Here is a 24444-nt window from a genome sequence, read left to right as displayed (position 1 = left end):
CATGGCTCTGCAATCTCTCAGTGAAGGATTTCGCTGCCCGGTTTCGGAGCTGCAGAAAGAGCTTTTGGGTATTGATGTTGAGGTGGCCTTTGCCTCTGACCCGGATATCATGATTTCAGCAAACCAGTTTTTTTATGAACATATCTGCAGCAGGCTCGGTCAGCCAGATGAAGTGGCTTCAGCGTACTGGTTTCACGGGACCCGCACCGCAGCGGCTAACCGGTTTAATGAAGGCATTTTTCCCCTGAATCACTCGGCTGAGGCCGTGATCCGGATGCTGGCTGAGCACGCGCCTGATAGCACGGTGCGTGCGCGGATAAGTGCCTGGGCGGGAAGCGGTGTGCCTGACAGCATGTTTCAGCTTCGCCACAGAAATGCCACTCACTGGGGGCCTTATGGCTCTCTCGTCAGGGAAGTTCAGCTGAACAATGAGGAGACAATGCATAATAATTATTCAACGATGCCGGAGCTGGTCGAGGACGTCTGCAATGCCTATCGGGAAGAGCACGGAGCAGATCTTATGCAGCACTATCTCGCTGTATTAAAACCTCGCATGATATGGTTTATCGCCCCGCCGGCCGACAGCCAGCGATGCATCGAGGCAGCTCTCGCTTACGCTTATACGTCAGTACGTAACCTCCCGCCAGACAGCTGTGCAAACTGGGGAATTGACAGAAAAGGCATCGCAGTTCCACCGGAAGACATCGTTCAGGTTGAAGAGCTTCCCTGATGATGGAGCACCATTCTGATATACGGTTCAGAGTTCAGGTTCCGGGATATCCGGTGGCCGGGATGTCTGCGCCCGTTACGACCTGAAAACTGCCGTCTGGCCTTATGAGCAGGGTGTATTCGGGCTCTGCCAGCGCTTCTATAAGCGCGTCAGCAGGCGTGTCATCAGACAGACTGAGCGTCTTACTTAGCTTGCCGGGATCTATAAAGGCGTGCAGCCCGTCAACCGAACACAGTGCGCGAAACCGCCTGTCTGCGCCGTGACTGAGAAAATTAGTGGCGCGAGCCGGACTCATCCAGCCAGTCATTTCAATGATATCATCATAGTGTTTTCGCAGAAGACTGCAGCTGGCCTGAGCGCCATATACCGGATTAGAGTAGTCCGGCTGTCCTGTAGCCGGATCGTCATAATGAAATTTCCACAGGGCTTCGTGATGCGAAAGGCGGTTACGTAATGCACGAACGCGGTGAAAAGCTTTCCTGACTTCAGGCATCCCAAAACCTGGTGGGGCATGCGGGAAAACGGCAGCTTCCAGATTCGGCCACAGCAGAGACTTACTGTTCACGTCCTCATATTTGGTGCCGAGTAGCGTTGTCCAGAAGCCGAAGCTGAGCCCGGAAATCACCCGCGCCGGGGTGATGGTCTTACCCTCTGCTACGATAATATCGCGTGCCTGATCTACCAGCGTTTCTTCACGAACCTTACGTGCAATGATCCGGTGTCCGTACTGATCCAGCATGACTCCCTGCGCATCCTGCCGGTCGGCGGACTTCTTTGCCATTTTGTACCGCTTCCAGAGCTTGGGATATGCCTTTTTACCCATATAACGCGGCAGGCTAAAAATCCAGTTGTGATCGGTTAGCCACAGCCCTGCTGCACCCGGAACGGGTCCGGACTGAACCGCCTTATCGATGGCGTTACGGAGGGTAACTTCCAGACATTGGAGCGCGGGCAGCATGGCGCCGGCAAGAGCTTTATTCCAGTAGTAGGCGGCCATGACCTGTCCGGATTCTACCTTGAGATGCTTTTCATATATGTCCAGTCGCTCAGCTGATATGTAATTTTCCAGGCTCATGCTTTACGTTCTCTTGCCGCTAGGGGGGTTAAAATAATTGACGTCAGCGTCAGTCTGTGGCGTAATAAATCCATCAAGGCGGAGTCGCCTCTTCGGAGGTCTCACGCGACAATAGCAGTCCGGAAAAGCCACCCCTCGGGGTGGCTTTTCTCGTTTTGTCGCTCAGATAAGCGATCTTTCCACAGGATCCAGCCGCATGTCGGCGCGCATCTCGTCAATCTGATCCAGGAATTCGTCCTCACTGATGGCGAAGAACAGCGCCTGATGAAGCTTCTGCAGCTCCGGCAGATCCCGCCTGGCCGCCTCGGCAAACAGGCAGAACAGCAGAGAAACCCCGTAGGGCACAACATTCACGTCACGCCACTGACGCAGCCTGACCTCAAGATGTGGCGAGCCCTTGCGCATTATTGTATGAAGCTGCTCCTCGCTGCTCAGACCAAGGATGCGGCACCAGGCGCGGTTCTCGGCCAGGGTCTGGGCCGCATCAAACCAGTAATCGCTCAGCGAGGCCTCCAGCATGCGGGCAACGTCCTTGTCCATCAGCGCGACCAGCTCGCTGGTGCGGATGAAGTTGCCGATCAGGTCGCCGAAGTGCGCCGTCAGGAATTCCTGCACGTAATCACTCTTGGACTTGCCCGCGAGCTTCGCCTGCGCCGAAATTGCCGCGTCAATGTCATGTGGAACATTGCGGACCGTGATCGTGGAGGGCGGCGGCAGAAGCGGTGGGAGTGGTTTTTTCTTGGGTCTGATGCTGTCAGGCATGTTCTGGCTCCGGTATGTTGACGGGACCATAATTGCATCAGGTAAATGGCAATGCAACATAAAAAAGTCATAAGGTTAATTGTGATGCAATTTGGAGTGTTTGATGCAGTTTTACGTAAAACACGCCAAACGGCCTGAAACTCGCCAATTCCTTTCCCGCTCGGCCTGCTTATCTGTCTCCGCATCCGGCCGGATCCGGAAAAATGCAAAGTCGGAACATGCGAAATTGATGTACGGTATTGACTCAGTACTGCATTGACATCCCGTTATACTCTTAAAAAACAGGAGGCTGGCGTGAAGCTGAAAATGCAGGATCTGAGACTGTTTAATCTCGTCTTTGAAAGCGCTCCGGGCTGGATACTCGATTTCTCCAACCGCACGCTGTCGGCTTTTTTTGATGAAGAGCTGAACATTGATATTGATGATGAACGTTATCAGGAAGAAGGAACCTCAAAAGCCAAACGGGTAAGATGTTTGCTGAAACAGGTCGATCGTGAAACCGCCCTGCGGGTTCTTGATGCTCTGTGGCGGTATAAAATGGAGACCATGCCTGAGCAGGCCGAACAAAGCCGCAACGACTGGCTCGCACTGACTTCACGGCTGGAAAATACGGATGCTGATACAGCCAAAGGCGACAGGCCTGTTCAGGTATGGCACGGTGTTGACTGGCCTTCACTGATAGCCGAAATGAATGAAATGAAATCCCTGCCGCCACATCCGCGGGGTTTCCGGTTTGAAGCATGGCTTGCAGAACTTTTCAGTACCTTTAAGCTCGCCCCCCGATCGTCATTTCGTAACACGGGTGAGCAGATTGACGGCAGCTTCCGGCTGAATGATGACTTTTACCTGATGGAAGCGAAGTGTCATCAGAACAAAACGCCGGCGGCAGATTTGCACGTATTTGAAGGAAAACTCAGCACCAAGGCAAAATGGGCCCGGGGCGTGTTCATCAGCTGGATGGGGTTTAGTGATGAATGTCTGATGGCCTTCGGGAAAGGAAAACGGGTGATTTGTGTCAGTGGTTATGATCTTTATCATTCACTCAGTCACGGTATCTCTCTGCCTGATCTGCTGGAAGCTAAGCTCCGGCATGCGGCTGAAACAGGGGAGCCTTATGCAGAATTTGACAGGCTCTACACCCTTAAAGACAAAATACCCGGCACGCCGAAATAACCTGCCGGATAATTCAGGATATTACCCTGAAGAGAGTGGTTTACTTCACCCAGTCTTCCAGCGTCAGACCCGGTACCCGCTCAAACTCCCGCGTATTATTCGTCACCAGCACGGCGCCGGCGGCAATGGCGTGCCCGGCGATCGCAGTGTCGTTCGGACCGATCGGTGTCCCGGCCAGCCGCAGCGAAACTTTAATCTCCGTGGTCGCATCCACCGCGGCACGGTCCCAGGGCAGGACGGCATCAAGGCGGGCGCAGAACGCGTCAACCAGCTGCATGTGGCGAGGCGAGGCCTTCGGGCCGGTGGCGCCGAAGCGCATCTCGGCGTAGGTCACGGCCGAGACCACAATACGATGACCGCGCAGCACCACCTGCTCCAGGCGTTTTATCACGGTCTCCGGCTGCTCGCGCATGATGAATGAGCAGATATTAGTGTCCAGCATATACGTTTTTTTCACAGGTCAAATCGTCCTTCGTCGCTGACAACGTCCTCGCGCTCCGCCATAAAATCCGGATCGGCTTTTTCGAACTCCAGGGATGAGCCCCAGGTCGGCCGGACGGGACGCAGGATGATGCTGTCCCCTTCCCGGACGATTTCCAGCTCACTCACCCCCTCAAAATCCAGATCGCGGGGCAGGCGGATGGCGCGGTTATTGCCATTTTTAAACACAGATACAGTTCGCATGGTTTACTCCTTCCGGTCGAAATTCCGACGCTGTGCCGTTACCGGCCTCTTTTTTAGCCACAATGGGTCTGAACAGGTTAAGTATATGCATATACATAGGATATGTATATGCTGTAAATATGCAGATGGTTTGTATATGCATATCTGAGGGATATGCTAAGTATGTGCCCGGTATTTTTTACTTCTTACGCAGTGATCCGGAAAAGGCTAGAACCGGAAACAGAGTTTAGTGTTGATTCATATGTGTTTTTGTTTGATATTTCTGTAATAGAGGAGTTCGTACGTTCCGGATAACTTTGCAATCGCCATGATCCGGCAGCAGTTAGCGATTTTTATATTTTAGTTTTTATTATTATAAATCAACCGGTTAATTGAAAATTTCATTCTTCTTAAACATCTTTTGAAGATTTCGGAAAGCCTGAAAGCAATGACATAGGCTTAACTCATGTCGTCAGTCTGTGATCGTTACGTCCGGTACTGCTACTTAATGAAGTGGTATAATGGCAGGAGTGCGGCGTTTAGTTAAAAGTTCGGTTGAAAGAGGAAATGTTGTTTGTCTGCCTCAAGGGCCTGAGACGAGTAAATGAATACCCGACATAATTCCTGGAAAATACCGTTGTTGTGTCATTCCTGGATACAAATGGAATAACTGATTTACTTATTGCTAAAGCGACCCTATCTTGATAACTGGCTGTCAAAACATCTTCCGGCCGTAAAAACAAAAGGTCACTCAGGTACACGCCATGCTGAACAAGCCGCCACTGAAGAGTCTGCTGTGTCTTCTTTCTTTAAGTTGCATACTGATAACAGCAATACTGCTTGTCACAATAACTGTCTTTGTGCTCAAAATTTTTACTGAAGAGCGAATCCTTGAATCCAACACTGCTTATGCCCGTAAACTGGCTGACAGTGCTGATAATTTATTCCGTACTGCGCAGCAGGAGTTGGCTTTCAGCGCCAGTCAAATCACCAGTTTCTCGGATTCTCAGGCGTTGCGGTATGAAACCGACAGGCTGCGCCTGCAGTCAGACATGTTCGGTTCGGTGCTCGTTCTTTCTCCTGAGGGGCAGGTGATAATTACTTCACCCTTAAACTTTATTCCATCCGGTGCTTCGCTGAATGTTGCCCCTGAGCAGTTACAGGCCGTAAAAAAAGGCCCTTTCGTTTCGGAACCCCTCACGCCTTATACAGGAAATTACCTCGTATTTTTGTCAGCCCCTTTACATTCGTCCACGGGAAAATATCTGGGCTATCTGGCTGGCTCAATCTATCTGAAAAAAGAGAGTATGCTGAGCCGTCTTTTAAGTGAACATTTCTATGCTGATAAAACGGTCGTCAGTATTGTGTCAGACATCGGTGAAGTCGTTTATTCAACCGATGAATCGCTGACCGGGCAAACTCTCAACTTGAGTTCCGATCTCTCAGCGCAGCTTAAACGGCACAGATACGGGTCGCTAAAAACGACATTAAATCAGCAGCGCTGTCTGCTGGGGTATTCCGATGTTGTCAAAACAAACTGGCATGTCTTTGTTTGCGTTTCGCCGGACGTCACCAGCAATGTCCTTGACCATGTTTTCCGTGATGTCATTCTTTATGGGCTGGTGCTGGCACTTCTGCTGGTAAGCGCGAGCATGTATATCTCTGCCCGTATTTCACAGCCCCTTGAAAAGCTGGCCCGCTTGACTGGCACTGGTACCACAGAGCGATTAACCGGAAAGATCGGAGAGGTAAAAACCTGGTACAGAGAAGCAGACAGGCTAAAAAAAGCATTTCTGATGTATACAAAGACCATCAACAAAACGTTTTCACTGTTACGCGATGAGGCGTTGACTGACCACCTGACGAAACTGCACAACCGACGTGGTTTTGAACAACTCACGGCCCATTTTGTTGGTCATCCGGGGCCCCACTGCGTTGCTGTTTTTGATATTGATCATTTCAAACATGTTAACGATCGTTACGGACATGACGTTGGTGACGAGGTACTGGTCGCCGTCTCCGGTTTTTTGAAAAAAGGATGCCGCACGCAGGATATTATCTGCCGGTTTGGTGGTGAAGAGTTTGTTATTTTTTTTCCATATACAACGCTGACTGAAGCTACGTCTGTTGCTGAGCGTATTCGTCAAACCATAGCCGGTATCCGGTTCCCCATAGCGGGCCACATCACAGTTTCAGCAGGCGTCTGCGGCCTTCAACACGATGATACAGATATGGAAAAAGCCCTGTCTGTAGCCGATCAACTTCTATATAGCGCAAAGCATGAAGGCCGGAACAGGGTGATGACTTCAGGAGTAGTTCAGTCACCCTGAACCGGATTTTAATGACGTATTCAGTTCTCAGAATTGTGCCGCAAAGGTGGGTTCGAGCAAGTGAAGGCCGTCAGCGAATGTTTTCGCAAACAAAAAGCGGACTGGTTGCAGAATAAAATAACCAAGCATTTTTGCCATAGGGTTTTATCTTCAGCAACATTGCCGCGTCACGATTGATAAAAAATTCAGGCAACCACTTCTTCTGCTCGCTGACACTCATCGTCATTTGTGGCGAGTTCATGATGATCTCAGACTGAAAATAATAAAAATCTTTATTTTGTCTGTATGAAAATGAGATTGTCTTGTCCAGATAGGATTTAGTTTTATCACTGTTATAAACAATGCCTGACACTGAGAGAAACCCTTTTCCACCATCAAGGTCCTGCGAGATGCGCAGGTCAAGCCGCTCTTCATTCCAGAAATAAGAGACGCTGGCTTTACACGTAATAACGTGCCCACCCTGACGTTTTACAGGACAAAAAAGATAGAACAAAAAAAACAGCGAAACAGGATAAATTATCTTATTCATCGTTGAAATTTTTCACATAGTAGAAAGAGCGACAGTTTGCTCGAAGACTGCTATCAAGGGGATGCTGACAGCTGAAATATGACAGTCTGTCAGCGTTTTCATAAGCAGTAAGATAGATATAAGGTGCAGTTCTGCAATTTATTTTAAGCTGATCTACTTTTTTTAGAACATTTTCAGTGCTTAGTAATGCGTCCGATTTACTGAAAATTTTACAGCCTTTGTAATCTGTGCTGTAACTGAATAATGCATTTTCATCATCCATGCCCGTTCTGAGAGAGAAAAAATAAACAATAACAAACAGCATAAGCGTGAATGAGATTATTGCCATAGATTCTTTAAAGGATAAGGCCGACCAGAAACGGATGCCTTTGATAAAAAAAGAATGTGTGAGTCGCTTCCTGGCGGAGTGTATAACATTGGGCTTTTCTTCAGATATTGTCTTCTTAAGAGGATTTTCTGTATTCACAAAGTTGCTGTTCTCATCGGACCTGACAGCCTGAACACTCTCTGCCTGCACCTGAACGGAAGCCGGAGCAGAAGTAATTTCTCTGGATATAGTCGTTTTAGGTGACAGAATAAACCCTTTCCTGGGCATAGTCCGGATAATATCCTCCTGGAGACCGGCTTTATTCAGCGCTCGCCTCAGGGCTGATATATTCTGATAGAGGGCCGTCGGCGCAGGCTCTGTTCCGAAACGACGCCATACAAAATCGTAAAATTGCTGATGTGTGATCAGCTGACCTGCGTTCTCAATCATCAGCTCCAGGCACAGTGATGCCGATGCACTGATAATCACAGGTCTTCCCCTGCCGGTTATTCTTTTTTTTTCCGGTTCGAAAATCAGAAACTCGTTGAGAGTGATTTTTCTGCTCAAGATATTCTCCAGTGACGCGAAAGAAAACCATAAACCCACAATAAATATAAGGAATAAAAATTCTTTAAGATTTTTCTGTAAAAAGATGATCATAATACTTAAAACTGTATGAATCAATTTAAATGATATAATTCATATTTTTTTCGATGTTAGGCCACTCTCCTACTATGTTTAAAAAAAGAAATTTAAAACATAAATCATTGATTTTCATTAAAAAAAATAACAAACTAGAACTAATATAAGATGAAATATATTTAGAGATATTCAAAGGTGCTTTTTTACCCCTCAGTGTCTAACATGCCGGTGAAATTTTAATGTGCCGGTATGAAAGTGATACTTCGGTATTAACAGTAATGCAGGTAATTAAGCTGGCTGGTTATTCGGCTAAAACAGTAATCAGTTTTTTATGAACCTTAAAGGAGAAAAAATGTTTAAGAAAACTCTAGTCACGATGATTGTTGCTTTGACTGCAAGCAGTGCATTTGCAGCACAGCAAAACAGCATTCGTTTCAAAGGAAGTGTGTCGGCTCAGACATGTAATATCAGCGTCAATGACTCAACTTCTGCAGCGCCTGTTATCCTTCTGCAGGCCGCAAAAGTCAGTGACCTTACTGCGGCGGGTAATACTTCAACTCCAACAACTTTCAGCATGAAGCTGACAGGATGTGCGAATCCGGGAACCGCTGGGGAGGATATCAAAATCAACTTTGTATCTAATAATGTTGATGCTTCTGGCAACCTGAAAAATATTGCCACCACATCCCCTGCGACTAACGTGGCTATTCAGTTACTGGATCCAGACAGTCACGCCATCAATTTATCGTCTGGCCAGGCTACGTCAAAAGCGTTTTCACTGCTATCAGGTACTGACAGTGCAGAAGCACAGTTTACCGCGCAGTATATTGCCACTGGTGCGGCCACAGCCGGTAATGTCGAGGCATCAGTTCAGTACGCCATTAATTACCTTTAATTAAAGTGCCCCGCGAATATTCGCGGGGTCGGAAAATATCATGAAAATTATATCATTTATGAAGACGATGTTGCTTTCATTATTCTTTATCAGTGGGTTGTCGCAGGCTGCCGTTGTGCTGAATGCTTCGCGGATCGTCATGGAAGGCAGCATGGAGAAAACCGTTACATTCGATAATACCAGCGATAACCCTTTCATCGTACAGGTTGAATCCGATAATGCCGGGGACCCTGATTTTATTGCCATGCCACCTGTATTCAAAATTAAAGAAAAAGGGGGGCAGACGGTAAAAATAAGATTGTTGCATTCATCTCTTCCAGAGGATAAAGAGTCACTTTTTTACCTTAATTTCACTCAGATCCCTGGTGCCAAAAAAAGTGAAAATGACGATAACCATTTAAACATTATCATCAAAAGCCGCTTGAAAATTATCTACAGACCTGAGTCAATTAATGCGTTTTCTGCAAAAGAAGAAACTAAAGTGTCATACCATATTCAGAATGGAAGGTTATCCATCAGCAATCAGAGCCCGAATGTTCTTTCCATCAGAGATATCAACAATGGAAAACTGATAATTGCGAAAAATCTGACCCTGAAGCCTGGTGATTCTTTCTCTAAAGATATTAAAAGTGGTTCTGTAAGAGGTCCGCTTCATGCGGTAATGATCAATGATTACGGTACACCAGTAAATTTCCTGATCACCGATAAATAAACTAATGATTTCAGTGAAATGAATATTAAGATATTACTTTTCATTTTTTCTTTCTGCCCCTTTCTTTTACATGCGGAAGAATACGAATTCAGCCCCGCCATGCTGAAAGCAAGTGGCCTGACGGGCGTTGCTGCTTTATCAGATGGAAATGCTTTTTATAAACCGGGAGAGTATGAGGTTTCTGTTTATGTGAATAACAAGCTGTACTCTAAAAGAACGCTACTTTTTAAAATGAAAGGTAAAAACTTAGTTCCGTTATTTACAGGCGATTTTATAAACGGCATGCCCCTGAAAAAAAAGCCTGAGGCTCTTGACGGGGATAAAAAATATTTCCTGGAATCAGTCCTGCCCCAGTCAAAAGTTGGGCTTGATCTCTCCTCTCTGAGGGTCGATATTGCCGTTCCACAGTCTTTGCTGGAAACACGACCGGATGACTATATTCCGGCGAGTGAGTTTGAGGCGGGCAGTAGCGTTTTATTCTCAAACTATACGGTAAACCAGTATGAGTCGCACAGCGCCTATGGAAGCGTGCTGAGCTCAACATACCTTGGACTCAACAGCGGCTTTAATGCAGGCAAGTGGCAGTTCCGGCAGCAGGGCAATTTCAGTCGTAACCGTTACGGTTCACGGTGGAATTCATCGCGCCTGTATGTGAGACGCGGTTTACCCGCGCTGAGAAGTGAACTGTCGCTCGGACAGCTCAGCTCGGGATCAGATACTTTCAGCGGGCTTAGTTTCACGGGATTAAGCCTGAAGACGGACAACCGCATGCTACCCCCCTCGCTTGTCGCCTACGCCCCCACTGTAAAAGGGACGGCGCGAACTAACGCGAAAGTCGAGGTTTTTCAGAAGAAAAACAAGATTTATGAGACGACTGTACCACCGGGCGCCTTTAGCATTGATGACCTTGCACCCGCATTCTACGGCGGTGACCTGAGTGTCAGGGTCACGGAAAGTGACGGCAGTACAACCGAATATTCAGTACCTTATTCTACGTTGCCGGGTTCGGTCCGCCCGGGTCGACTGGACTATGCATTTTCTGCCGGGGAAATTCGCGACTATTCCCGCGATAATCAGTTTTCTGAACTATCTGTTAATTACGGTGTTTCCAATACGACGACGGCCAACAGTGGGTTACGTATTGGTCGCGGTTACCAGGCTGTCAACGGTGGGGCCGTTTACTCATCATCGCTCGGAGCCTTCGGGGGCTCCGCAACCTGGTCAAATGCCAGGCTGAGAAATGGCAGTACCACGCAGGGATGGATGGTAAACACTCAGTACAGTAAGACGCTGGGGCCAACCGGAACCACGATCAGTTTTGCTGGCTACCGGTATTCCACGAAGGGGTACAGGGATCTCCAGGACATTGTCGCGCTGAATAATTACGACACCCCGCTGTCGTCGGTTGAGGGGGGGACGTTCATGCAAAAAAATCGCATTCAGGTGAACGTCAGTCAGCCGCTGGACGGGCTGGGGAGCATCTATGTTTCGGGTTCTTCACAGAATTACTATGACGGACGGAACAAAGACACGTCTTACCAGCTCGGATACACCACGGCGCTGCCCTACGGCATTCACATGGATTTCAGCATTTCCAGACAGTACCGCACCCGCGTATCAGATGCGCAAAGATGGGGGGCACGTGATAATGACCGTTACAAGGAGTATTCCAAAGATACCCAGTTTGCCCTTAACTTTTCCGTGCCTCTCGGACGGGATACTCGGAATACCACGCTCAGTACCTCATACATTAACAGCAACAATGAAGGCAGCTATCAGACATCGCTGTCTGGCAGCGCAGGCAGGAATAATAATACCCAGTGGGGCGTCAATTACAGTCGGGACAGAACGGGCAGTGGTACGGGTCTTAATCTGGCCACAGTTTTGCCAAAAGCCAACGTAAGCGGAACGGTCTCAAAATCCACGGGCAGCTGGCAGGCATCGGGTTCTGTCAGTGGCGCGGTCGCCGTTCACAGCGGCGGTATCACCCTGGGCCATACCGTAAGCGACACCTTTGCCATCGTAGAAGCCAAAGGAGCTGAGGGTGCGACGGTGCTGAACGGCCAGAATATTAAAATTGACAGTTCAGGTTACGCCATCGTTCCTTCGCTGATGCCGTACAGACGTAACAACGTCAACCTTGATGCACCGGAGGGGAAGTCCGCTGATGTGGATATTATCGACAGTCATCAAGTGGTTACCCCCTATGCAGGTTCAGTCAACCGGGTGGTCTTCAAAACCCGTCAGGGAATACCGGTCATGATGCAGCTGAAACGCCGGGATGGCAGCTACGTTCCCCTGGGAGCAGATATCTTTGACTCCAGTGGCAATAGTGTTGCAACGGTCAGTCAGGCGGGGAATACCTATCTGCGGCTGGAAAACCGTGAGGCGCTGAGCGCCCGCTGGGGCAGCGCACAGGATGAACAGTGTGTTATCCACTATGCGCCAGTGAATGCGACGCCCGTAAAGGCCCTCAATTATGTCACTGCACTCTGTGAATAAGGTCAGAACATGAAAAAGCATGTAACTATTTTTTCCTTGCTGATGGCGATGTTCTTTACATCATCAGCCCTGGCAAGATGTCAATCTGTCGAGCACGGCTCCCCGGGGGGGGATGCTCAGGGAGGTGTGCCTCTCAGCTACGGTACCATAAAACTTACCCCGGCAGAATTCATGCCAGCCGGCCTGATAGGCGTCACAAATGTGAGCGTGGGGCAGGCCCAGGCGTTTCAGGCAAGACAGGGGCCGGATACGTTGTTATATACCTGCGATCTTGCCGATGAGGGACAGACCTATGAGTATTTTGCCACCAACGGAGACAGTAACGTCGGCGGCAACATCAGCGCGGGTGACAGCGTCTATCAGACCTTTTTCCCCTTTATTGGCATAAAGCTCATCCGGGATACTGATGGAAAAGTATTTTCAAGGTACTGGCAGAGTTCGCCCATTCGAGGACACAGAGAAGGTAATAAACTTAACTTTTATGCCAGCGACTTCAGTAGCGTGACGGCAGAAATTTACCGTCTGCCTGCGACGCTCAGGGGCGGTGATCCGATCGCACACTGGGGATGTAACGGCCCCGCCGATGATACTGCGAATGGGATAGGCTACACGTGTTCCCAGCCAAATGGTTATACGGTTTTTGTCGGTCCCGGCTGGAATGACACCCGAAACATCAAGCCCGGCACCGACAGCAATACCAACTGGGGTGGCTTCAGCGCCAGTAACTGGATTGGCTTTGGGATGCACTACGCCGCGGATAATTCCTTCACACAGACACTATGGGGATGCCGTGTTTTCAACTACACCAATCCTGTAACTCTTCCTCCGGTCACTCTCAGTGAACTGAAGGCCGGCGTAGAAAAAGGCGCTAACTTTAATGTCACTTACAGGTGTGGAGGAGCAGCCATTGCTCAGCTTATTGACAGGTTCGCGGGGGCGGGGGCCGATAAAATATCGGTGGCATTCAGTACAAACCATCCCGTACCGGGGAATGGGGTTGATTGGTCGCGTTATACATTATCGGATAATGACGGGCTGGACGGCTATGCTTCTAATGTTGGCATCGGCTTATCTGTTGCGGGTAAGGAAGTCGGGTTTTTAACCAACGCATATAAGGATCTGGGAGTCGGATGGTTTTCTCCACTCGATGGGGTTGTCTCCCGTTCTAACAATGGCAATAATCAGGTAGATATTACGTCACAGTATTTCGCATTTTACGGCATCATTGACCCGTCTAAACCAGTCATACCCGGTCAGGTTGACGCGACAGCCTATATTAATGTGAGGTACTGGTGATGAGACACATGGTTCACCTTTTCAGCGTTGTCTTCATGTTTATTTCACTCGGGGTCCACGCAACGGTTGTTCCTTTGCAGGACAGGGTGCTGTTTAGCAGTACCGACAGCGACAGGCGCCTGCTCATCGTCAACAATGACGGACAAGCGCCGGTGCTTCTTCAGAGCTGGATTGATGACGGTGCTACAGGTGATATGAACAAAGAAAAAAACTATCCTTTTGTGGTCATTCCGGCGGTGACCCGGATGGCACCGGGTAAGGTTTTAAACCTGAAGATACTGCCCACGGAAAAAATCAGTGAATTACCAACAGACCGTGAGTCCGTCTTCTGGATCAACCTCTATGAAATACCGGGCGTCAAGCAAACTAAGCAATCGCACCATATAAATAAAATAGAGGTCGGATTAAACTCGCAGCTGAAGATTATTTACCGGCCATTCAAAGAAGCCATGAATATTAACACTACTGGTGAATCCATAGGGTTACGTTTAACGGACGGAGGAAGAATACTGGAAATAACTAATCCTACACCGTATTACATTACGCCTGTTTCGGTAAAGGTAAATTCGCCTGGCGCCGGGCAGCCAGTAACACTTGGCATGGATCGGTTGATTGCACCTTTCAGTCATAAGCGCTTTAAATTATCAGAAGCTGTAAACAGTAAAAAGACGCCTGTTGAATACACCATCGTTGATGATGTCGGGAAAAATGCCAGATTTATGAAGGTGCTTAATTAAAATTTAAAAATAAATGTCTGCTTTCTGGCTGTCAACCTGCTCTGGCGCCGGGGCTCATATGATTATTTAATTAATTTAAAAATGGAGGATCCGTGAAGTTTATGGATAATGCTCAGCGCTGTCTGTCATTCACAGAGAGGGAAGTTGCAGTGACCTGGTTCTTTATGACCGGCATGACAATGAAGGAGATTGCCGAATGGTCCGGGATACCCGAGAAATCAGTCAGCTATCACAAAAGGAGAGTAATGAAAAAAATTGGGGTGGTAAACAACAATGAATTTATTATCTGGTTTTTAGAAAACAGAAAGAATTATCAAGGGGGGCGCGCGGAATCCGCTATTCTGCGTCGCAGAACCCCTGCCTCCCGGAATTAATGGATAAAGGACTTCGCATGTCAGTTTACGGTAAAGGAATTAAATTAATCCTCACCTTCTGGTTCTGTTTCAGCGTACTTACAGGCTGCAGTACGCAAACATCTCAACGCGTCAGCATGAAGGATTATTTGCTGGACAAGACCCAATCCTCAGCAGCACAAAACGAACGGATACGTTTCCTGGTCTTTCATTACACGGCAGTCGACGAGGCCACTTCGCTGAAACTGCTTACCGGCGAGAACGTCAGCGCACACTATCTGATTTCAGATCAGACAGACAGCCGCACAGACAAACCTGTCGTCTACAGGCTGGTCAGTGAAAACAGGCGGGCCTGGCACGCCGGTGTAAGCAACTGGAACGGGCGGATCAACCTGAATGACTCCTCGGTGGGCATTGAAATCGTGAATCCCGGTTTCACGGAAGATATGCTGGGACAAAAGACCTGGTATCCTTACCGTGAGCAGCAGATTAGCGCCCTGACAGCCTTGGCCAAAGAGATCATCCGGCGCTATGGCATCACGCCGGATAACGTGCTCGGCCACAGTGACATCGCACCACTACGTAAACAGGATCCAGGCAGACTTTTCCCGTGGAAGGCGCTTGCGGCTCAGGGTGTGGGAGCCTGGCCTGAGCCACAACGTGTGCAAAAGTATCTGGCCGGACGTGCAATGAATGCCCCTGCGGATGTCCTGAGCGTCCAGACGTTGCTTAAGCGATACGGTTACGATCAGATCCCGCTCAGCGGCTTCCTGGATGAAGACACCCGAAAAACCATCAGCGCATTTCAGATGCATTTCAGGCCGGAAAACACTGACGGCACACCCGATGCAGAAACCGAGGCGATTGCACAGGCGCTCAATGAGCAGTACCGTGCTACTTCTGTCTGAAAGGCAGAGTGTCAGCCAGCCGTTTTTCTTCCGGATCACGGGCAGCAGGATGCGCGCACTTCAGAGAAGCCTGACCGTCTTTCTGATGGTCAGTAACCAGCTGAAAGTAAAAGTCATTCACGGAAAATACTACTCCCGATATCTGTGTGTTCTGTTCCCGGAATATGCTTCTGCGTTCCGTCTGGCTTAAAGATTAAAGATTAGGTAAGTGAGGTATGCTTACCTTTTTAAAAATGAAGGCTGGAATTACAGTTTGATATTAAATTCCTGTTATAGTGCTTGTGTTTTAATGATGATGCTGATTACATCGTAAAAAATCCAGTGCCGCAGATTTCGTTGTTATTTAAAATCACCGCTTTTATCTTCGCCTTATTTAGTCACGTAAATCAGCCGGTACTTACTGACTTTGCTGACGTTCTCTCCCGACCAGGTAATGAGCGGCTCCAGAATTTTAATCAGTGAAGAGCCAGAATCCGTAATGCTGAAAACCATTTCTACGGGACTTTTTCTCCATAGACGCTATGCATTACCATGCCATTCTCTTCAAGGTTCTTTAGAGTACGGTAAAGCATTTTTGTGAGATACCGTCATTACATTTCAATATCTGATTGAAACGGCCTGCTCCGGAACTGAGAATATATATTACTGCCAGATGAAATTTGTTAGAAAGTCTTTCAAAAAGCCTTTTCTGAGGTGTTTTATCATTGTTGTCTGAAAGATAGTTTTTTCGCGTGTCCGGATTCCTTAATTGGTACTGAATTCCTTTCAGAACTCTTTTTTACAGTATCAGGAAACGGGCGTTATACATATTTAAGACCATTACTGTCAGGGTTAGTAAAAATTTCACTCAGAAAAAAGGTTTTTTGAGCAGCCATAATTGTAACGGTTTCGGTATCACGTCAACAGTCATTTATGACGATAGAGAATGCATACTGGTTAGTGGCCGAACTGATTGGGCTCGACCGTAATATTATATTTATCTATATTACTCATCTTCACCGCGATCATTATCTGGGTATGGAAGTGAACAAGCAGAAGTATCCTGACGCCAGAGTGATTGCTTATAAAAAAGTATCTTCAGGTATCATTGAGGTGTATGACTTCAAAATTCAGTACTGGGGAAAAACGGTTCCTGGACATAACGGTGTGAATATTAAATTTTCTTTTGAAAAAAATGGACTTAAGATAAAATCCTGCTGGAAGGTGAAACAATTCAGATCCTCGGTTTTGTGGCCGGAGACTGTACTGACATTGCGCCCTTATGGATCCCGGCCAGCCGGACGCTGATTGCTTCTGATCTGGTATTCACCGACTGTCACGTATGGATTGCACACTCTTCCAGTGCAATGACACTCCACTCTTCTGCCATCAGTTATACGCGACAGTACATCAACGATTTTGTGAAGGAACTACGCCGCAGTGAGAACGCGCAGTAGCTGATGGATGAAATGGATCGTATTTATCCAGATTATCCGGTTCGTGTCTGCCTTGGATACAGTGCCGGGATCCTGAAAGACAGATATGTATGGCCGGGTGACTGGCCACTTTCCCTGAGAAATATGCCTTCAGGCTTCTGAAACGCGTGCCAGCCTCGCCGCGCCGGGCGTGGCATTACAGAATGGTGGAAAGCGGGTTGCCATGGCCAGTTCTTAGGTGGTGGTGCTTGTCAGACTCGCACGCGAGGAAGCCCAATCCGCAGAAGACAGTGCGGGACGGGCCCCTGTCCGGAACGGTGGAAAACGGGGGCCGCCTGTCATACCCAGTCTTCCAGTGTCAGACCCGGTACCCGCTCAAACTCCCCCGTATTATTCGTCACCAGCACGGCACCGGCAGCGATGGCGTGCCCGGCGATCGCCGTGTCGTTCGGGCCTATCGGCGTCCCGGCCAGCCGCAGCGCGACCTTAATCTCCGTGGTGGCATCCACCGCGGCGCGATCCCAGGGCAGGACGGCATCGAGCCGGGCGCAGAACGCGTCAACCAGCAGTGCGTGTCGCGGCAAGGCCTTCGGGCCGGTGGCGCCGAAGCGCATCTCTGAGTAGGTGATGGCCGACACCACGATGCGGTGGCCGCGCAGCACTGCCTGCTCCAGGCGCTTCAGTACGGCTTCCGGCTGCTCGCGCATGATGAACGAGCAGATACAGGTATCCAGCATATAGGTTGTGTTCACAGGTTAAATCGTCCTTCGTCGCTGACAACGTCTTCGCGCTCTGCCATAAAGTCTGGATCGGCCTTTTCGAGTTCCAGGTATGAGCTCCAGGTCGGCCGGGCGGGACGCAGGATGATGTTGTCCCCTTCCCGGATGATTTCGAGTTCGCTCACTCCTTCAAAATCCATGTCACGAGGAAGACGAATGGCGCGATTGTTGCCGTTTTTAAAAATGGATACGGTTCTCATGGTTACTCCTTCCGGTCGGATTTCCGACACTGTGCCGATACCGGCTATTTTTTGTGGCAGTACAACGCTGCATAGATAAAGCATATCCACTGTATATGCAGATGTAAAGCATATGCATCTGTTAAGTATATGCAGATGTAGGACATATGTATATGCATCACATATTCTTATTTGTCTCTTTTTATCGAAGATCCGAAAAAAGACAGAACCGGATCTTTTCTCCCTGGTGGCGGCTTTCTGCGCTAAATACTACATGTAGTGGCTGTTTCAGCTGTTTTAGGCACTATATATGGGGATCTCCGGGCGGACGCGGCCGCGGAAATGGCGCTTTTCCCCGCCGGCGGTGCGTGCTACGCTTCCGCAAAAGCGGTAAATCCTACAGAAAGCGGATCAACCAGATGCCGCCTTCCGTTAATTTCGTGGTGGTAATATCACCTGAGGTATGCGTCCGGACTTTACTGTATGAAATGTGACTATCACGTAGGGTTTCATAGGTAGCATTGATTATTGCATTTGAAATAATAAGGTTTATTACAGTGAATCTGATCGACAGTAACACGATGGACGACATTGCCGCCCTCACGCGGGGCGTGTTCCGGCTGCGGGAACTCTGGCTCAGGGAAACGCGGATCGCCGGGAGCACGTGGCAGGCGGCGCAGGTGCGGCTCGAGATCGTCACCGGCGGCGGGCGGGTCATCTGCACCCTCAGCGACGGCGGCGGCCTTTTGCCGGGGATACATCCGCGCTGGCGGTTCAGGGGGGACGCGGGCAGCCCGGAAATCACGCACGCCGGGGACGCCGGCGTCCGGCTGGAGCGGCTTGACGCGCACCGCGACAGGATACTGGCGCAGGCCGCCCTCCCGGGGCAGAGCCGCGACGGCGATCGCGCCCGCTGAAGATACCGGTTCCGGATGGCGGGATTTAAAGGAAATGGAGAAAAAACGATGGTGAAGGCAGATGATATAGTCCGCGGCATTACGGTTCCGGTTGCTCACCCGCTGACCGTCCGGGGGAGCAGTCCGCGGGCAGGGATCCGGGGACGCCTGGCTGCCGGTCTGATTGCCGGAGTCATTGCGTCAGCAGGAGTGGTGCCTGCCACGCATGCCGCGACGCGGGATGAAGTTATACACCTGAACGCTGCCTATCCGTCCGGCTCCGTTATGGTATGCAGTAAGAATCTGCCGGGCGACGGAAAAATGATCCAGCCGACTATACTGCAGATGCGGGGAACCGTGGTTGACAGGAAGCAGGACAGCGCAGTGTATGAGGTCTCATCGACATGGACCATTCCGGGTAAAAAAAGCAGTTCTGACCTGACGCTGAAGCTCAGAATGCTGGAGCGGATGGATGATAAAGGCAGCCATTCCCGCATCGTTCCTGACAGCTTGTCGGTATCGATGCCGTCCGTCGGCCCTGCGGGTGAAAAGACTGTCCTGGAAGGATTCCGCCGGCGTCTGCCTGCAGGCGAAATCTTTACGCCATTCAGTAATATAGAAATCACGAATTTTCCTTCCTATACGGTGCAAACCCGGGGGGAGCCCACGTCCTACTGTCACAGAGAATCCGCCGGGAGCTGAATATCAATACAATTAACCTGCCCGCCATGTTCCCGCAGCTAGGGGCCGCACAGCTGCCGGTGGCCATCGACTACCCGGCCGCGCTGGCGCTGCGGCAGATGGCCGCGCTGGTCGACGACCTGCCGAAATACCTCCTGGCACCGGAGGTCAGCGCCCTGCTCCACTTCATGCCCGACCTGCGCCGCAAGATGCTGTTCACCACGCTGTGGAACACCGGCGCGCGCATCAGTGAGGCGCTGGCGCTAACGCGGGGAGACTTCCTGCTGCGCCAGCAGTACCCCTTCGTGCAGCTGGCTACGCTCAAGCAGCGCGAGGCAAAGGCGGAGCGCCGCGCCGGACGCCTGCCCGCCGGGGCCGTGCCCCACCGCCTGGTGCCGCTATCCGACGCGCAGTACGTTAACCAGCTTGAGATGATGATCGCCACCCTGCGCATTCCGCTGGAGCGTCGCAGCGAAATCGCGGGCAGGACTGAACGGGTACGGCTGTGGGAGATCACCGACAGGACGGCGCGGACCTGGCTGAACGAAGCGGTCAGCCAGGCGGCGACAGAAGGCGTGACGTTCTCCATTCCGGTGACCCTGCATACCTTCCGGCACAGCTATGCCATGCACATGCTGTACGCCGGCACGCCCCTCAAGGCGCTGCAAAGCCTGCTCGGGCACAAAAGTATCAAGTCGACGGAGATTTACACCAGAGTGTTTGCGCTGGACGTCGCGGCGCGGCACCGGGTGCAGTTTCAGATGCCGGGCAATGAGGCTGTGGCGATGCTGAGGAAAGGATGACACTGGGTATGGTACGTAAATTTGTGTTTCGTTTATCGATGACTGCATCTTCAGAACATCATTTGAATCAAAACTCATATGCGTCTTTACTCAAATGAGTTTTTGAAGTTGCGTTTCTTGTTTTTTATCAATCACATAGTAAGCTTTTTTTGAGTTTATACTCATTTGTGTTTTTGAGTTGATGTGTAAAAACTCTTTATTCGTAAGCTTTAAGTCTCTATACTCATTTACTCACAGCTTCATTTGAGTTTTAACGTAGGGATTATCTAACATGAAGGTTATTTCTTTTCTGAACCCAAAGGGTGGTTCCGGTAAGACGACTGCTGTTATCAATGTCAGCACTGCTATGGCCAGAAGCGGGTACAATATTGCAGTAGTTGATACAGACCCCCAGATGAGTCTGACAAACTGGAGTAAGTCTGACAAAGCAGCATTCGATGTATATACAGCTGCCTCAGAAAAAGATGTTTACGGAATCCGCAAAGATCTTGCTGAGTATGATTACGTTATCGTCGACGGTGCTGGTTCGCTTTCCGTAATCACCTCTGCTGCCGTGATGGTCAGCGATCTTGTCATAATTCCTGTTACCCCAAGTCCTTTAGATTTCTCTGCAGCTGGCAGTGTTGTTACGGTGCTTGAAGCGCAAGCATACAGCCGAAAAGTTGAAGCCCGCTTCCTGATCACTCGAAAAATTGAGCAGGCAACCATGCTCAATGTTCTTAAAGAAAGCATTAAGGATACAGGTGTCAAATGTTTTCGCACTGCAATAACTCAGCGACAGGTGTATGTAAAATCAATTCTCGATGGTGACAGTGTGTTTGAATCCAATGATGGTGCAGCTAAGGGTGAAATAGAAATCCTTACAAAAGAGATAGTTAGTAGTGTTGAATGATTGAGTATTTACACATATGAGTGTTAATGATACTCATGCGCTCAATTACTCATTTGACTGAAGCTTTTGAAACTCATATACTCATATACTCATATACTCAGTGAAATTTTTCCGTGGAGAGTCACATGGCGCTTGAAAAGGCTCATAGCAGCAGTAATAAGAAAATGACTTTTGGTGAAAACAGGGATCTTAAAAATGTTGTCACCACTCCAGTTGTGACTGGAAAAGCTAAGCGTGTAAACGTCAATTTTGATGAGGAAAAGCACCTAAGATTCAAGGCTGCTTGCGCCAGAAAAGGTACTTCTATAACAGACGTAATCAACCTCCTTGTTGATGACTGGCTTAAAGAGAACGAATAAAAGCGATCCCCTGATTAATCTACTGGCTATAAAGCTGCAAGCCATTTGAGAAGATGTTGGGGCACTGAATCTGAAGGTCACAATGAACAGACTGATCAATTTAATTTTGGGATTTATGGGCTTAAAAAGCTCGATGGAAAAGACAGCAAAACTGTTGCTGAGTGGGGATTCCTGCTGAGTGCGGTATTTATCGTGCCGCTCTTTTTCCTGCCGCACGCCAGCGAGTTGATAAAAATCGGCCTGCGGCTGCTGTGGGGCGCTTGCGTGTCGCGTGCGGCATTCATGGCCAATGATACCTGGAAGAAAAACAGCTCACGCTGAAGAATACAGCAAAAAAAGGCACAAAGATGGGAATACAGGGTCTATTGCAGCAGGCGCGCGGGTATGGAGTAAACCTGCATGAGTATACTCAGTCAGCCGACATGTTTAAGAGGAGGTACCGCCGGCGTCGCCCTGCTTTTGAAGACTGGATTCGTCAGCTTTCAAGTGGTGACAAGTTGCCACGCGGTAGTTATTTCCGCGGTAAGAAACCCGGCAAGCCTCTGTATATTGTGGATGAATTCTGGCATCGGTTTTCCTGAGAGGGCAGGGTGACGGCAGGCATCAGCTCCAGCTTTAGCTGCCTGCGCCTAGCTATTTAACGCGCGCCACGGGAATATCGCTCCAGCGCGTTGTCCAGGCAGGAGATAACATCTCCCGCTTCATTTTCCATTCTGTATTCACGCCCTGACCCGCAAACCACAGGCTGCCGAGCCCGGACTGGTTGATGCCGTCCAGTACTTTCATCAGCTGCGCGCTGTTGGCCCGCGGCTTGTCCTCATCGAACAGGTTCAGCTGACTGACGCCGTCTGGCGTGAAGTCATCGAGCATGATGCAGGCCTTCATGTAGCGCCGCCCTTCAAGCCATATGCGGTCGAGCGATCGCATGGCCACCTCAATCACGTCGCGCGTATCCTGCGTGGGTAGGGTGAGATTCTCGCCGGCGCTGTTGCCGTAGAAGACTTCTCCCTGCGCGTGCGGTGAGGTCCGGATAAAAACGCTGATGCGCCGGCAGAACTGGCGCTCATTTCTCAGCTTCTCCGCCGCACGGGTGGCGTACTGACACAGCGCTTCCTGCATGGCCACTTTTGTCGTAATGCGCTCACCAAAAGAGCGGCTGCAGACGATCTGCTGTTTCGCCGGCGCAAACTCTTCGAGGGGAATGCACGATTCCCCGTTGAGCTCGCGAACGGTGCGCTCGAGCACCAAGCTGAAGTTTTTTCGGATGAGGGCAGGGTGCGCGCGCGCCAGCTGCAGGGCGTTTTCAATGCCCATCAGATTGAGCCGCCTGCCGATGCGCCGGCCAACGCCCCATATCTCCTCTACGGGTTGGTTTTCCAGCAGCGTCGCGGTACGCTTCGGATTATCCGACGTCAGTGCCAGCACCCCGCGGAACTGCGGCCACTCCTTGCTGGCCCATTGTGCTGATTTTGAGAGGGTTTTTGTTGGCCCCATGCCCACGCCGACGGTCAGGCCGGTCGTGGCCAGCACGTGGGCGCGCAGGCGCCGGCCGAAGTGCTCAAAGTCCTCGCAGCCATCAATGCCGGTTAAATCGAGGAACATCTCGTCAATAGAGTACTGCTCGACCTTCGGCGTCATTTCCTCCAGTGCCATCATGACCCTGTTCGACAACGAGTGGTACAGGGCGTAATTTGAGCTAAACACATGAATCTTTTCAGGATATCCCTCATTTTTGATCTGAAACCACGGTGCGGCCATCTTTATGCCGAGTTTTTTGGCAGCGGCGCTGCGCGCAATGACGCAGCCGTCGTTGTTGCTTAGCACCACCACCGGCCTGCCGCGCAGGTCAGGGCGGAAGAGCGCCTCGCAGCTGGCATAAAAGGAGTTAACGTCGGCCAGACCAAACATGGGCATGATCACCTCCGGCGGGCACGGGTACTGTTAAAGAACCAGGTCACGACGCCGAGCAGCTGCAGCTCCTCCGGGTGGATCACCGGGTAGGCCGGATTCATGGGCAGCAGCGCGAGCCTGGGCTGCAGCTGCAGACGCTTAACCGTAAACTCGCCGTTGACCTCGGCAATCACGATATCGCCGTGAGCGGCTTCCTCGGCCCGGTCAACCACCATGACGTCGCCGTCGCAGAGGCCCAGGTCACGCATGCTGTTGCCGCTGGCGCGCACGAAGAAAGTTGAGGCGCGCCGGCGGATGCACAGCTCATTCAGATCGAGCTCTTTCTCGACGTAATCCTGCGCAGGGGAGGGGAAGCCGGCGGCGCACGGATCGGCATAAAGCGGTACCCTGACCCTCGGCGTAATAATGGGTGGCCAGAGCAGCGTCAGGCCGGCGGTATAGCTGCCCGGGTTCATGATCCGCTGCCCCGGCCATGCTGCAGTGTGACTTCAAAAGTGCTGAGTAAATCGCGCATAAAATTCCTCCTGTTGTTTTACTGTTTATACATACAGTATTATTGAGGGGGAATTATCTGGCAAGAGGGAGCGAAACGGGTTGGCGCAGAAGCGAAGCCATCTGACTGACCCGCCGGGAAATTTTTATGAAGGTCGGCTGGCTGATACTGAGTGACGCCACTATGCTCAGGTCAGGGCCGGCAGACGTGGAGAGGCGTTTCCGGTTGTATCTTTACAGCCCGGCGCTCTTGGGCCGGGCTGGTTTTGTTGAAATGCACAATAAGCGTAATGTGCGTAAGCAGTCGATGCCGGCATCGGTGAAATGACGCTTCCTCGGCACGACTGTTCGTTCCTCGCGCTGCTGCGGTACGCCTCAGCCGTGACTGCGGCGAGCGTGGCGGGCTGGCAGTTAACGGCAGGT

27 protein-coding genes are annotated in these 24444 nt (G+C 50.2%); 17 read left to right on the top strand and 10 right to left on the bottom strand.

Features of this window, described 5'->3' with window-relative positions:
• The first annotated feature begins 1 nt into the window (after window position 1).
• Window positions 2-730 carry a hypothetical protein gene (locus KOL70_RS23255; protein ID WP_215481745.1) on the top strand — a complete coding sequence of 243 codons (729 nt, stop codon included), beginning with the start codon at window positions 2-4 and terminating at the stop codon, window positions 728-730.
• 34 nt (window positions 731-764) lie between these two features.
• Here the strand turns inward: KOL70_RS23255 and KOL70_RS23250 are convergent, their stop codons facing one another.
• Both KOL70_RS23250 and KOL70_RS23245 read right to left on the bottom strand, forming a co-directional pair.
• On the bottom strand, window positions 765-1805 hold the full coding sequence (locus KOL70_RS23250) for an Abi family protein (protein ID WP_215481744.1): 1041 nt from the start codon (window positions 1803-1805) through the stop codon (window positions 765-767).
• Window positions 1806-1967: 162 nt separating this feature from the next.
• A complete protein-coding gene (locus tag KOL70_RS23245; protein ID WP_215481743.1) occupies window positions 1968-2567 on the bottom strand; it encodes a hypothetical protein in 600 nt (199 codons plus the stop codon).
• A gap of 294 nt (window positions 2568-2861) precedes the next feature.
• Here KOL70_RS23245 and KOL70_RS23240 point away from each other — a divergent pair, with 294 nt between their 5' ends.
• Complete coding sequence (locus KOL70_RS23240; protein WP_215481742.1) at window positions 2862-3740, top strand: restriction endonuclease; 879 nt, start codon at window positions 2862-2864, stop codon at window positions 3738-3740.
• Window positions 3741-3780: 40 nt separating this feature from the next.
• Here the strand turns inward: KOL70_RS23240 and KOL70_RS23235 are convergent, their stop codons facing one another.
• A complete protein-coding gene (locus tag KOL70_RS23235) occupies window positions 3781-4197 on the bottom strand; it encodes a PIN domain-containing protein (protein WP_215481741.1) in 417 nt (138 codons plus the stop codon).
• Window positions 4194-4424 (bottom strand): type II toxin-antitoxin system VapB family antitoxin, encoded by a 231-nt coding sequence (gene vapB, locus KOL70_RS23230; RefSeq protein ID WP_215481740.1) that lies wholly within the window; start codon window positions 4422-4424, stop codon window positions 4194-4196. The genes KOL70_RS23235 and vapB (KOL70_RS23230) overlap by 4 nt, the downstream gene beginning before the upstream one ends.
• Before the next feature lie 743 nt (window positions 4425-5167).
• On the opposite strand from vapB (KOL70_RS23230), the gene KOL70_RS23225 reads away from it, so the two are divergent.
• Window positions 5168-6733 (top strand): sensor domain-containing diguanylate cyclase, encoded by a 1566-nt coding sequence (locus KOL70_RS23225; protein ID WP_215481739.1) that lies wholly within the window; start codon window positions 5168-5170, stop codon window positions 6731-6733.
• A gap of 70 nt (window positions 6734-6803) precedes the next feature.
• On the opposite strand, the gene KOL70_RS23220 is transcribed toward KOL70_RS23225, so the two are convergent.
• Window positions 6804-7262: a FidL-like protein gene (locus KOL70_RS23220; protein ID WP_215481738.1), complete on the bottom strand. Its 459-nt coding sequence runs from the start codon at window positions 7260-7262 to the stop codon at window positions 6804-6806.
• Window positions 7255-8136, bottom strand: a complete 882-nt coding sequence (locus KOL70_RS23215) for a winged helix-turn-helix domain-containing protein (protein WP_254185925.1) — start codon at window positions 8134-8136, stop codon at window positions 7255-7257. The genes KOL70_RS23220 and KOL70_RS23215 overlap by 8 nt, the downstream gene beginning before the upstream one ends.
• 427 nt (window positions 8137-8563) lie before the next feature.
• Between KOL70_RS23215 and KOL70_RS23210 the strand changes: the two genes are divergently transcribed.
• From KOL70_RS23210 to KOL70_RS23720, 8 genes are all read left to right on the top strand, one after another.
• Window positions 8564-9106 carry a fimbrial protein gene (locus KOL70_RS23210; RefSeq protein ID WP_127835164.1) on the top strand — a complete coding sequence of 181 codons (543 nt, stop codon included), beginning with the start codon at window positions 8564-8566 and terminating at the stop codon, window positions 9104-9106.
• Between the two features lie 40 nt (window positions 9107-9146).
• Window positions 9147-9818, top strand: a complete 672-nt coding sequence (locus tag KOL70_RS23205) for a molecular chaperone (RefSeq protein ID WP_127835163.1) — start codon at window positions 9147-9149, stop codon at window positions 9816-9818.
• A gap of 18 nt (window positions 9819-9836) precedes the next feature.
• On the top strand, window positions 9837-12320 hold the full coding sequence (locus KOL70_RS23200) for a fimbria/pilus outer membrane usher protein (RefSeq protein ID WP_215481736.1): 2484 nt from the start codon (window positions 9837-9839) through the stop codon (window positions 12318-12320).
• Between the two features lie 9 nt (window positions 12321-12329).
• Window positions 12330-13616: a fimbrial protein gene (locus KOL70_RS23195; protein ID WP_215481735.1), complete on the top strand. Its 1287-nt coding sequence runs from the start codon at window positions 12330-12332 to the stop codon at window positions 13614-13616.
• Window positions 13616-14353, top strand: coding sequence for a molecular chaperone (locus tag KOL70_RS23190; protein ID WP_127835160.1), 738 nt, complete (start codon window positions 13616-13618; stop codon window positions 14351-14353). Before KOL70_RS23195 ends, KOL70_RS23190 begins: the two co-directional genes overlap by 1 nt.
• Before the next feature lie 101 nt (window positions 14354-14454).
• On the top strand, window positions 14455-14727 hold the full coding sequence (locus KOL70_RS23185; RefSeq protein ID WP_215481789.1) for a helix-turn-helix transcriptional regulator: 273 nt from the start codon (window positions 14455-14457) through the stop codon (window positions 14725-14727).
• A 17-nt stretch (window positions 14728-14744) separates the two neighbouring features.
• Complete coding sequence (locus tag KOL70_RS23180) at window positions 14745-15614, top strand: N-acetylmuramoyl-L-alanine amidase (RefSeq protein ID WP_127835280.1); 870 nt, start codon at window positions 14745-14747, stop codon at window positions 15612-15614.
• Between the two features lie 912 nt (window positions 15615-16526).
• On the top strand, window positions 16527-16901 hold the full coding sequence (locus KOL70_RS23720) for a hypothetical protein (RefSeq protein WP_254185924.1): 375 nt from the start codon (window positions 16527-16529) through the stop codon (window positions 16899-16901).
• Between the two features lie 466 nt (window positions 16902-17367).
• Here KOL70_RS23720 and KOL70_RS23170 read toward each other — a convergent pair whose 3' ends face one another.
• Together KOL70_RS23170 and vapB (KOL70_RS23165) are read right to left on the bottom strand one after the other, a co-directional pair.
• Window positions 17368-17781 carry a PIN domain-containing protein gene (locus KOL70_RS23170; RefSeq protein WP_215481734.1) on the bottom strand — a complete coding sequence of 138 codons (414 nt, stop codon included), beginning with the start codon at window positions 17779-17781 and terminating at the stop codon, window positions 17368-17370.
• Window positions 17778-18008, bottom strand: a complete 231-nt coding sequence (gene vapB, locus KOL70_RS23165; protein WP_063881285.1) for a type II toxin-antitoxin system VapB family antitoxin — start codon at window positions 18006-18008, stop codon at window positions 17778-17780. The genes KOL70_RS23170 and vapB (KOL70_RS23165) overlap by 4 nt, the downstream gene beginning before the upstream one ends.
• A gap of 536 nt (window positions 18009-18544) precedes the next feature.
• Here vapB (KOL70_RS23165) and KOL70_RS23160 point away from each other — a divergent pair.
• From KOL70_RS23160 to KOL70_RS23135, 6 genes are all read left to right on the top strand, one after another.
• On the top strand, window positions 18545-18904 hold the full coding sequence (locus KOL70_RS23160) for a hypothetical protein (protein ID WP_371824689.1): 360 nt from the start codon (window positions 18545-18547) through the stop codon (window positions 18902-18904).
• A 15-nt stretch (window positions 18905-18919) separates the two neighbouring features.
• Entirely contained in the window at window positions 18920-19585 is a 666-nt protein-coding gene (locus KOL70_RS23155) for a hypothetical protein (RefSeq protein ID WP_215481733.1), read from the top strand.
• Window positions 19586-19611: 26 nt separating this feature from the next.
• Window positions 19612-20367 (top strand): site-specific integrase, encoded by a 756-nt coding sequence (locus KOL70_RS23150; protein WP_215481732.1) that lies wholly within the window; start codon window positions 19612-19614, stop codon window positions 20365-20367.
• A 271-nt stretch (window positions 20368-20638) separates the two neighbouring features.
• The gene (locus KOL70_RS23145; protein ID WP_166712467.1) at window positions 20639-21259 is read left to right on the top strand and encodes a ParA family protein; all 621 of its coding nucleotides are present in this window, start codon (window positions 20639-20641) and stop codon (window positions 21257-21259) included.
• A 125-nt stretch (window positions 21260-21384) separates the two neighbouring features.
• Window positions 21385-21618 (top strand): plasmid partition protein ParG, encoded by a 234-nt coding sequence (locus KOL70_RS23140; RefSeq protein ID WP_141496951.1) that lies wholly within the window; start codon window positions 21385-21387, stop codon window positions 21616-21618.
• A 45-nt stretch (window positions 21619-21663) separates the two neighbouring features.
• Window positions 21664-21939 (top strand): hypothetical protein, encoded by a 276-nt coding sequence (locus KOL70_RS23135; protein ID WP_254185923.1) that lies wholly within the window; start codon window positions 21664-21666, stop codon window positions 21937-21939.
• A 312-nt stretch (window positions 21940-22251) separates the two neighbouring features.
• Here the strand turns inward: KOL70_RS23135 and umuC are convergent, their stop codons facing one another.
• On the bottom strand, window positions 22252-23526 hold the full coding sequence (gene umuC / locus KOL70_RS23130) for a translesion error-prone DNA polymerase V subunit UmuC (protein ID WP_215481787.1): 1275 nt from the start codon (window positions 23524-23526) through the stop codon (window positions 22252-22254).
• Between the two features lie 8 nt (window positions 23527-23534).
• The gene (umuD, locus tag KOL70_RS23125) at window positions 23535-23984 is read right to left on the bottom strand and encodes a translesion error-prone DNA polymerase V autoproteolytic subunit (protein ID WP_215481731.1); all 450 of its coding nucleotides are present in this window, start codon (window positions 23982-23984) and stop codon (window positions 23535-23537) included.
• Between the last annotated feature and the right edge of the window lie 460 nt (window positions 23985-24444).

Source organism: Pantoea sp. B270, from assembly GCF_018726825.1.
GTDB lineage: Bacteria > Pseudomonadota > Gammaproteobacteria > Enterobacterales > Enterobacteriaceae > Pantoea > Pantoea dispersa.
This window is presented reverse-complemented; position numbering and strand designations above follow the sequence as displayed.

Coding starts and splice junctions, on each gene's coding strand:
- vapB (WP_215481740.1), bottom strand. CDS start 4,424: ATGCGAACTGTATCTGTGTTTAAAAATGGCAATAACCGCGCCATCCGC.
- KOL70_RS23250 (WP_215481744.1), bottom strand. CDS start 1,805: ATGAGCCTGGAAAATTACATATCAGCTGAGCGACTGGACATATATGAA.
- KOL70_RS23155 (WP_215481733.1), top strand. CDS start 18,920: ATGGCGGGATTTAAAGGAAATGGAGAAAAAACGATGGTGAAGGCAGAT.
- KOL70_RS23190 (WP_127835160.1), top strand. CDS start 13,616: ATGAGACACATGGTTCACCTTTTCAGCGTTGTCTTCATGTTTATTTCA.
- KOL70_RS23245 (WP_215481743.1), bottom strand. CDS start 2,567: ATGCCTGACAGCATCAGACCCAAGAAAAAACCACTCCCACCGCTTCTG.
- KOL70_RS23145 (WP_166712467.1), top strand. CDS start 20,639: ATGAAGGTTATTTCTTTTCTGAACCCAAAGGGTGGTTCCGGTAAGACG.
- KOL70_RS23200 (WP_215481736.1), top strand. CDS start 9,837: ATGAATATTAAGATATTACTTTTCATTTTTTCTTTCTGCCCCTTTCTT.
- KOL70_RS23150 (WP_215481732.1), top strand. CDS start 19,612: ATGTTCCCGCAGCTAGGGGCCGCACAGCTGCCGGTGGCCATCGACTAC.
- KOL70_RS23205 (WP_127835163.1), top strand. CDS start 9,147: ATGAAAATTATATCATTTATGAAGACGATGTTGCTTTCATTATTCTTT.
- KOL70_RS23220 (WP_215481738.1), bottom strand. CDS start 7,262: ATGAATAAGATAATTTATCCTGTTTCGCTGTTTTTTTTGTTCTATCTT.
- KOL70_RS23195 (WP_215481735.1), top strand. CDS start 12,330: ATGAAAAAGCATGTAACTATTTTTTCCTTGCTGATGGCGATGTTCTTT.
- KOL70_RS23720 (WP_254185924.1), top strand. CDS start 16,527: ATGACGATAGAGAATGCATACTGGTTAGTGGCCGAACTGATTGGGCTC.
- umuC (WP_215481787.1), bottom strand. CDS start 23,526: ATGTTTGGTCTGGCCGACGTTAACTCCTTTTATGCCAGCTGCGAGGCG.
- KOL70_RS23140 (WP_141496951.1), top strand. CDS start 21,385: ATGGCGCTTGAAAAGGCTCATAGCAGCAGTAATAAGAAAATGACTTTT.
- KOL70_RS23180 (WP_127835280.1), top strand. CDS start 14,745: ATGTCAGTTTACGGTAAAGGAATTAAATTAATCCTCACCTTCTGGTTC.
- KOL70_RS23255 (WP_215481745.1), top strand. CDS start 2: ATGGCTCTGCAATCTCTCAGTGAAGGATTTCGCTGCCCGGTTTCGGAG.
- vapB (WP_063881285.1), bottom strand. CDS start 18,008: ATGAGAACCGTATCCATTTTTAAAAACGGCAACAATCGCGCCATTCGT.
- umuD (WP_215481731.1), bottom strand. CDS start 23,984: ATGAACCCGGGCAGCTATACCGCCGGCCTGACGCTGCTCTGGCCACCC.
- KOL70_RS23210 (WP_127835164.1), top strand. CDS start 8,564: ATGTTTAAGAAAACTCTAGTCACGATGATTGTTGCTTTGACTGCAAGC.
- KOL70_RS23185 (WP_215481789.1), top strand. CDS start 14,455: ATGGATAATGCTCAGCGCTGTCTGTCATTCACAGAGAGGGAAGTTGCA.
- KOL70_RS23225 (WP_215481739.1), top strand. CDS start 5,168: ATGCTGAACAAGCCGCCACTGAAGAGTCTGCTGTGTCTTCTTTCTTTA.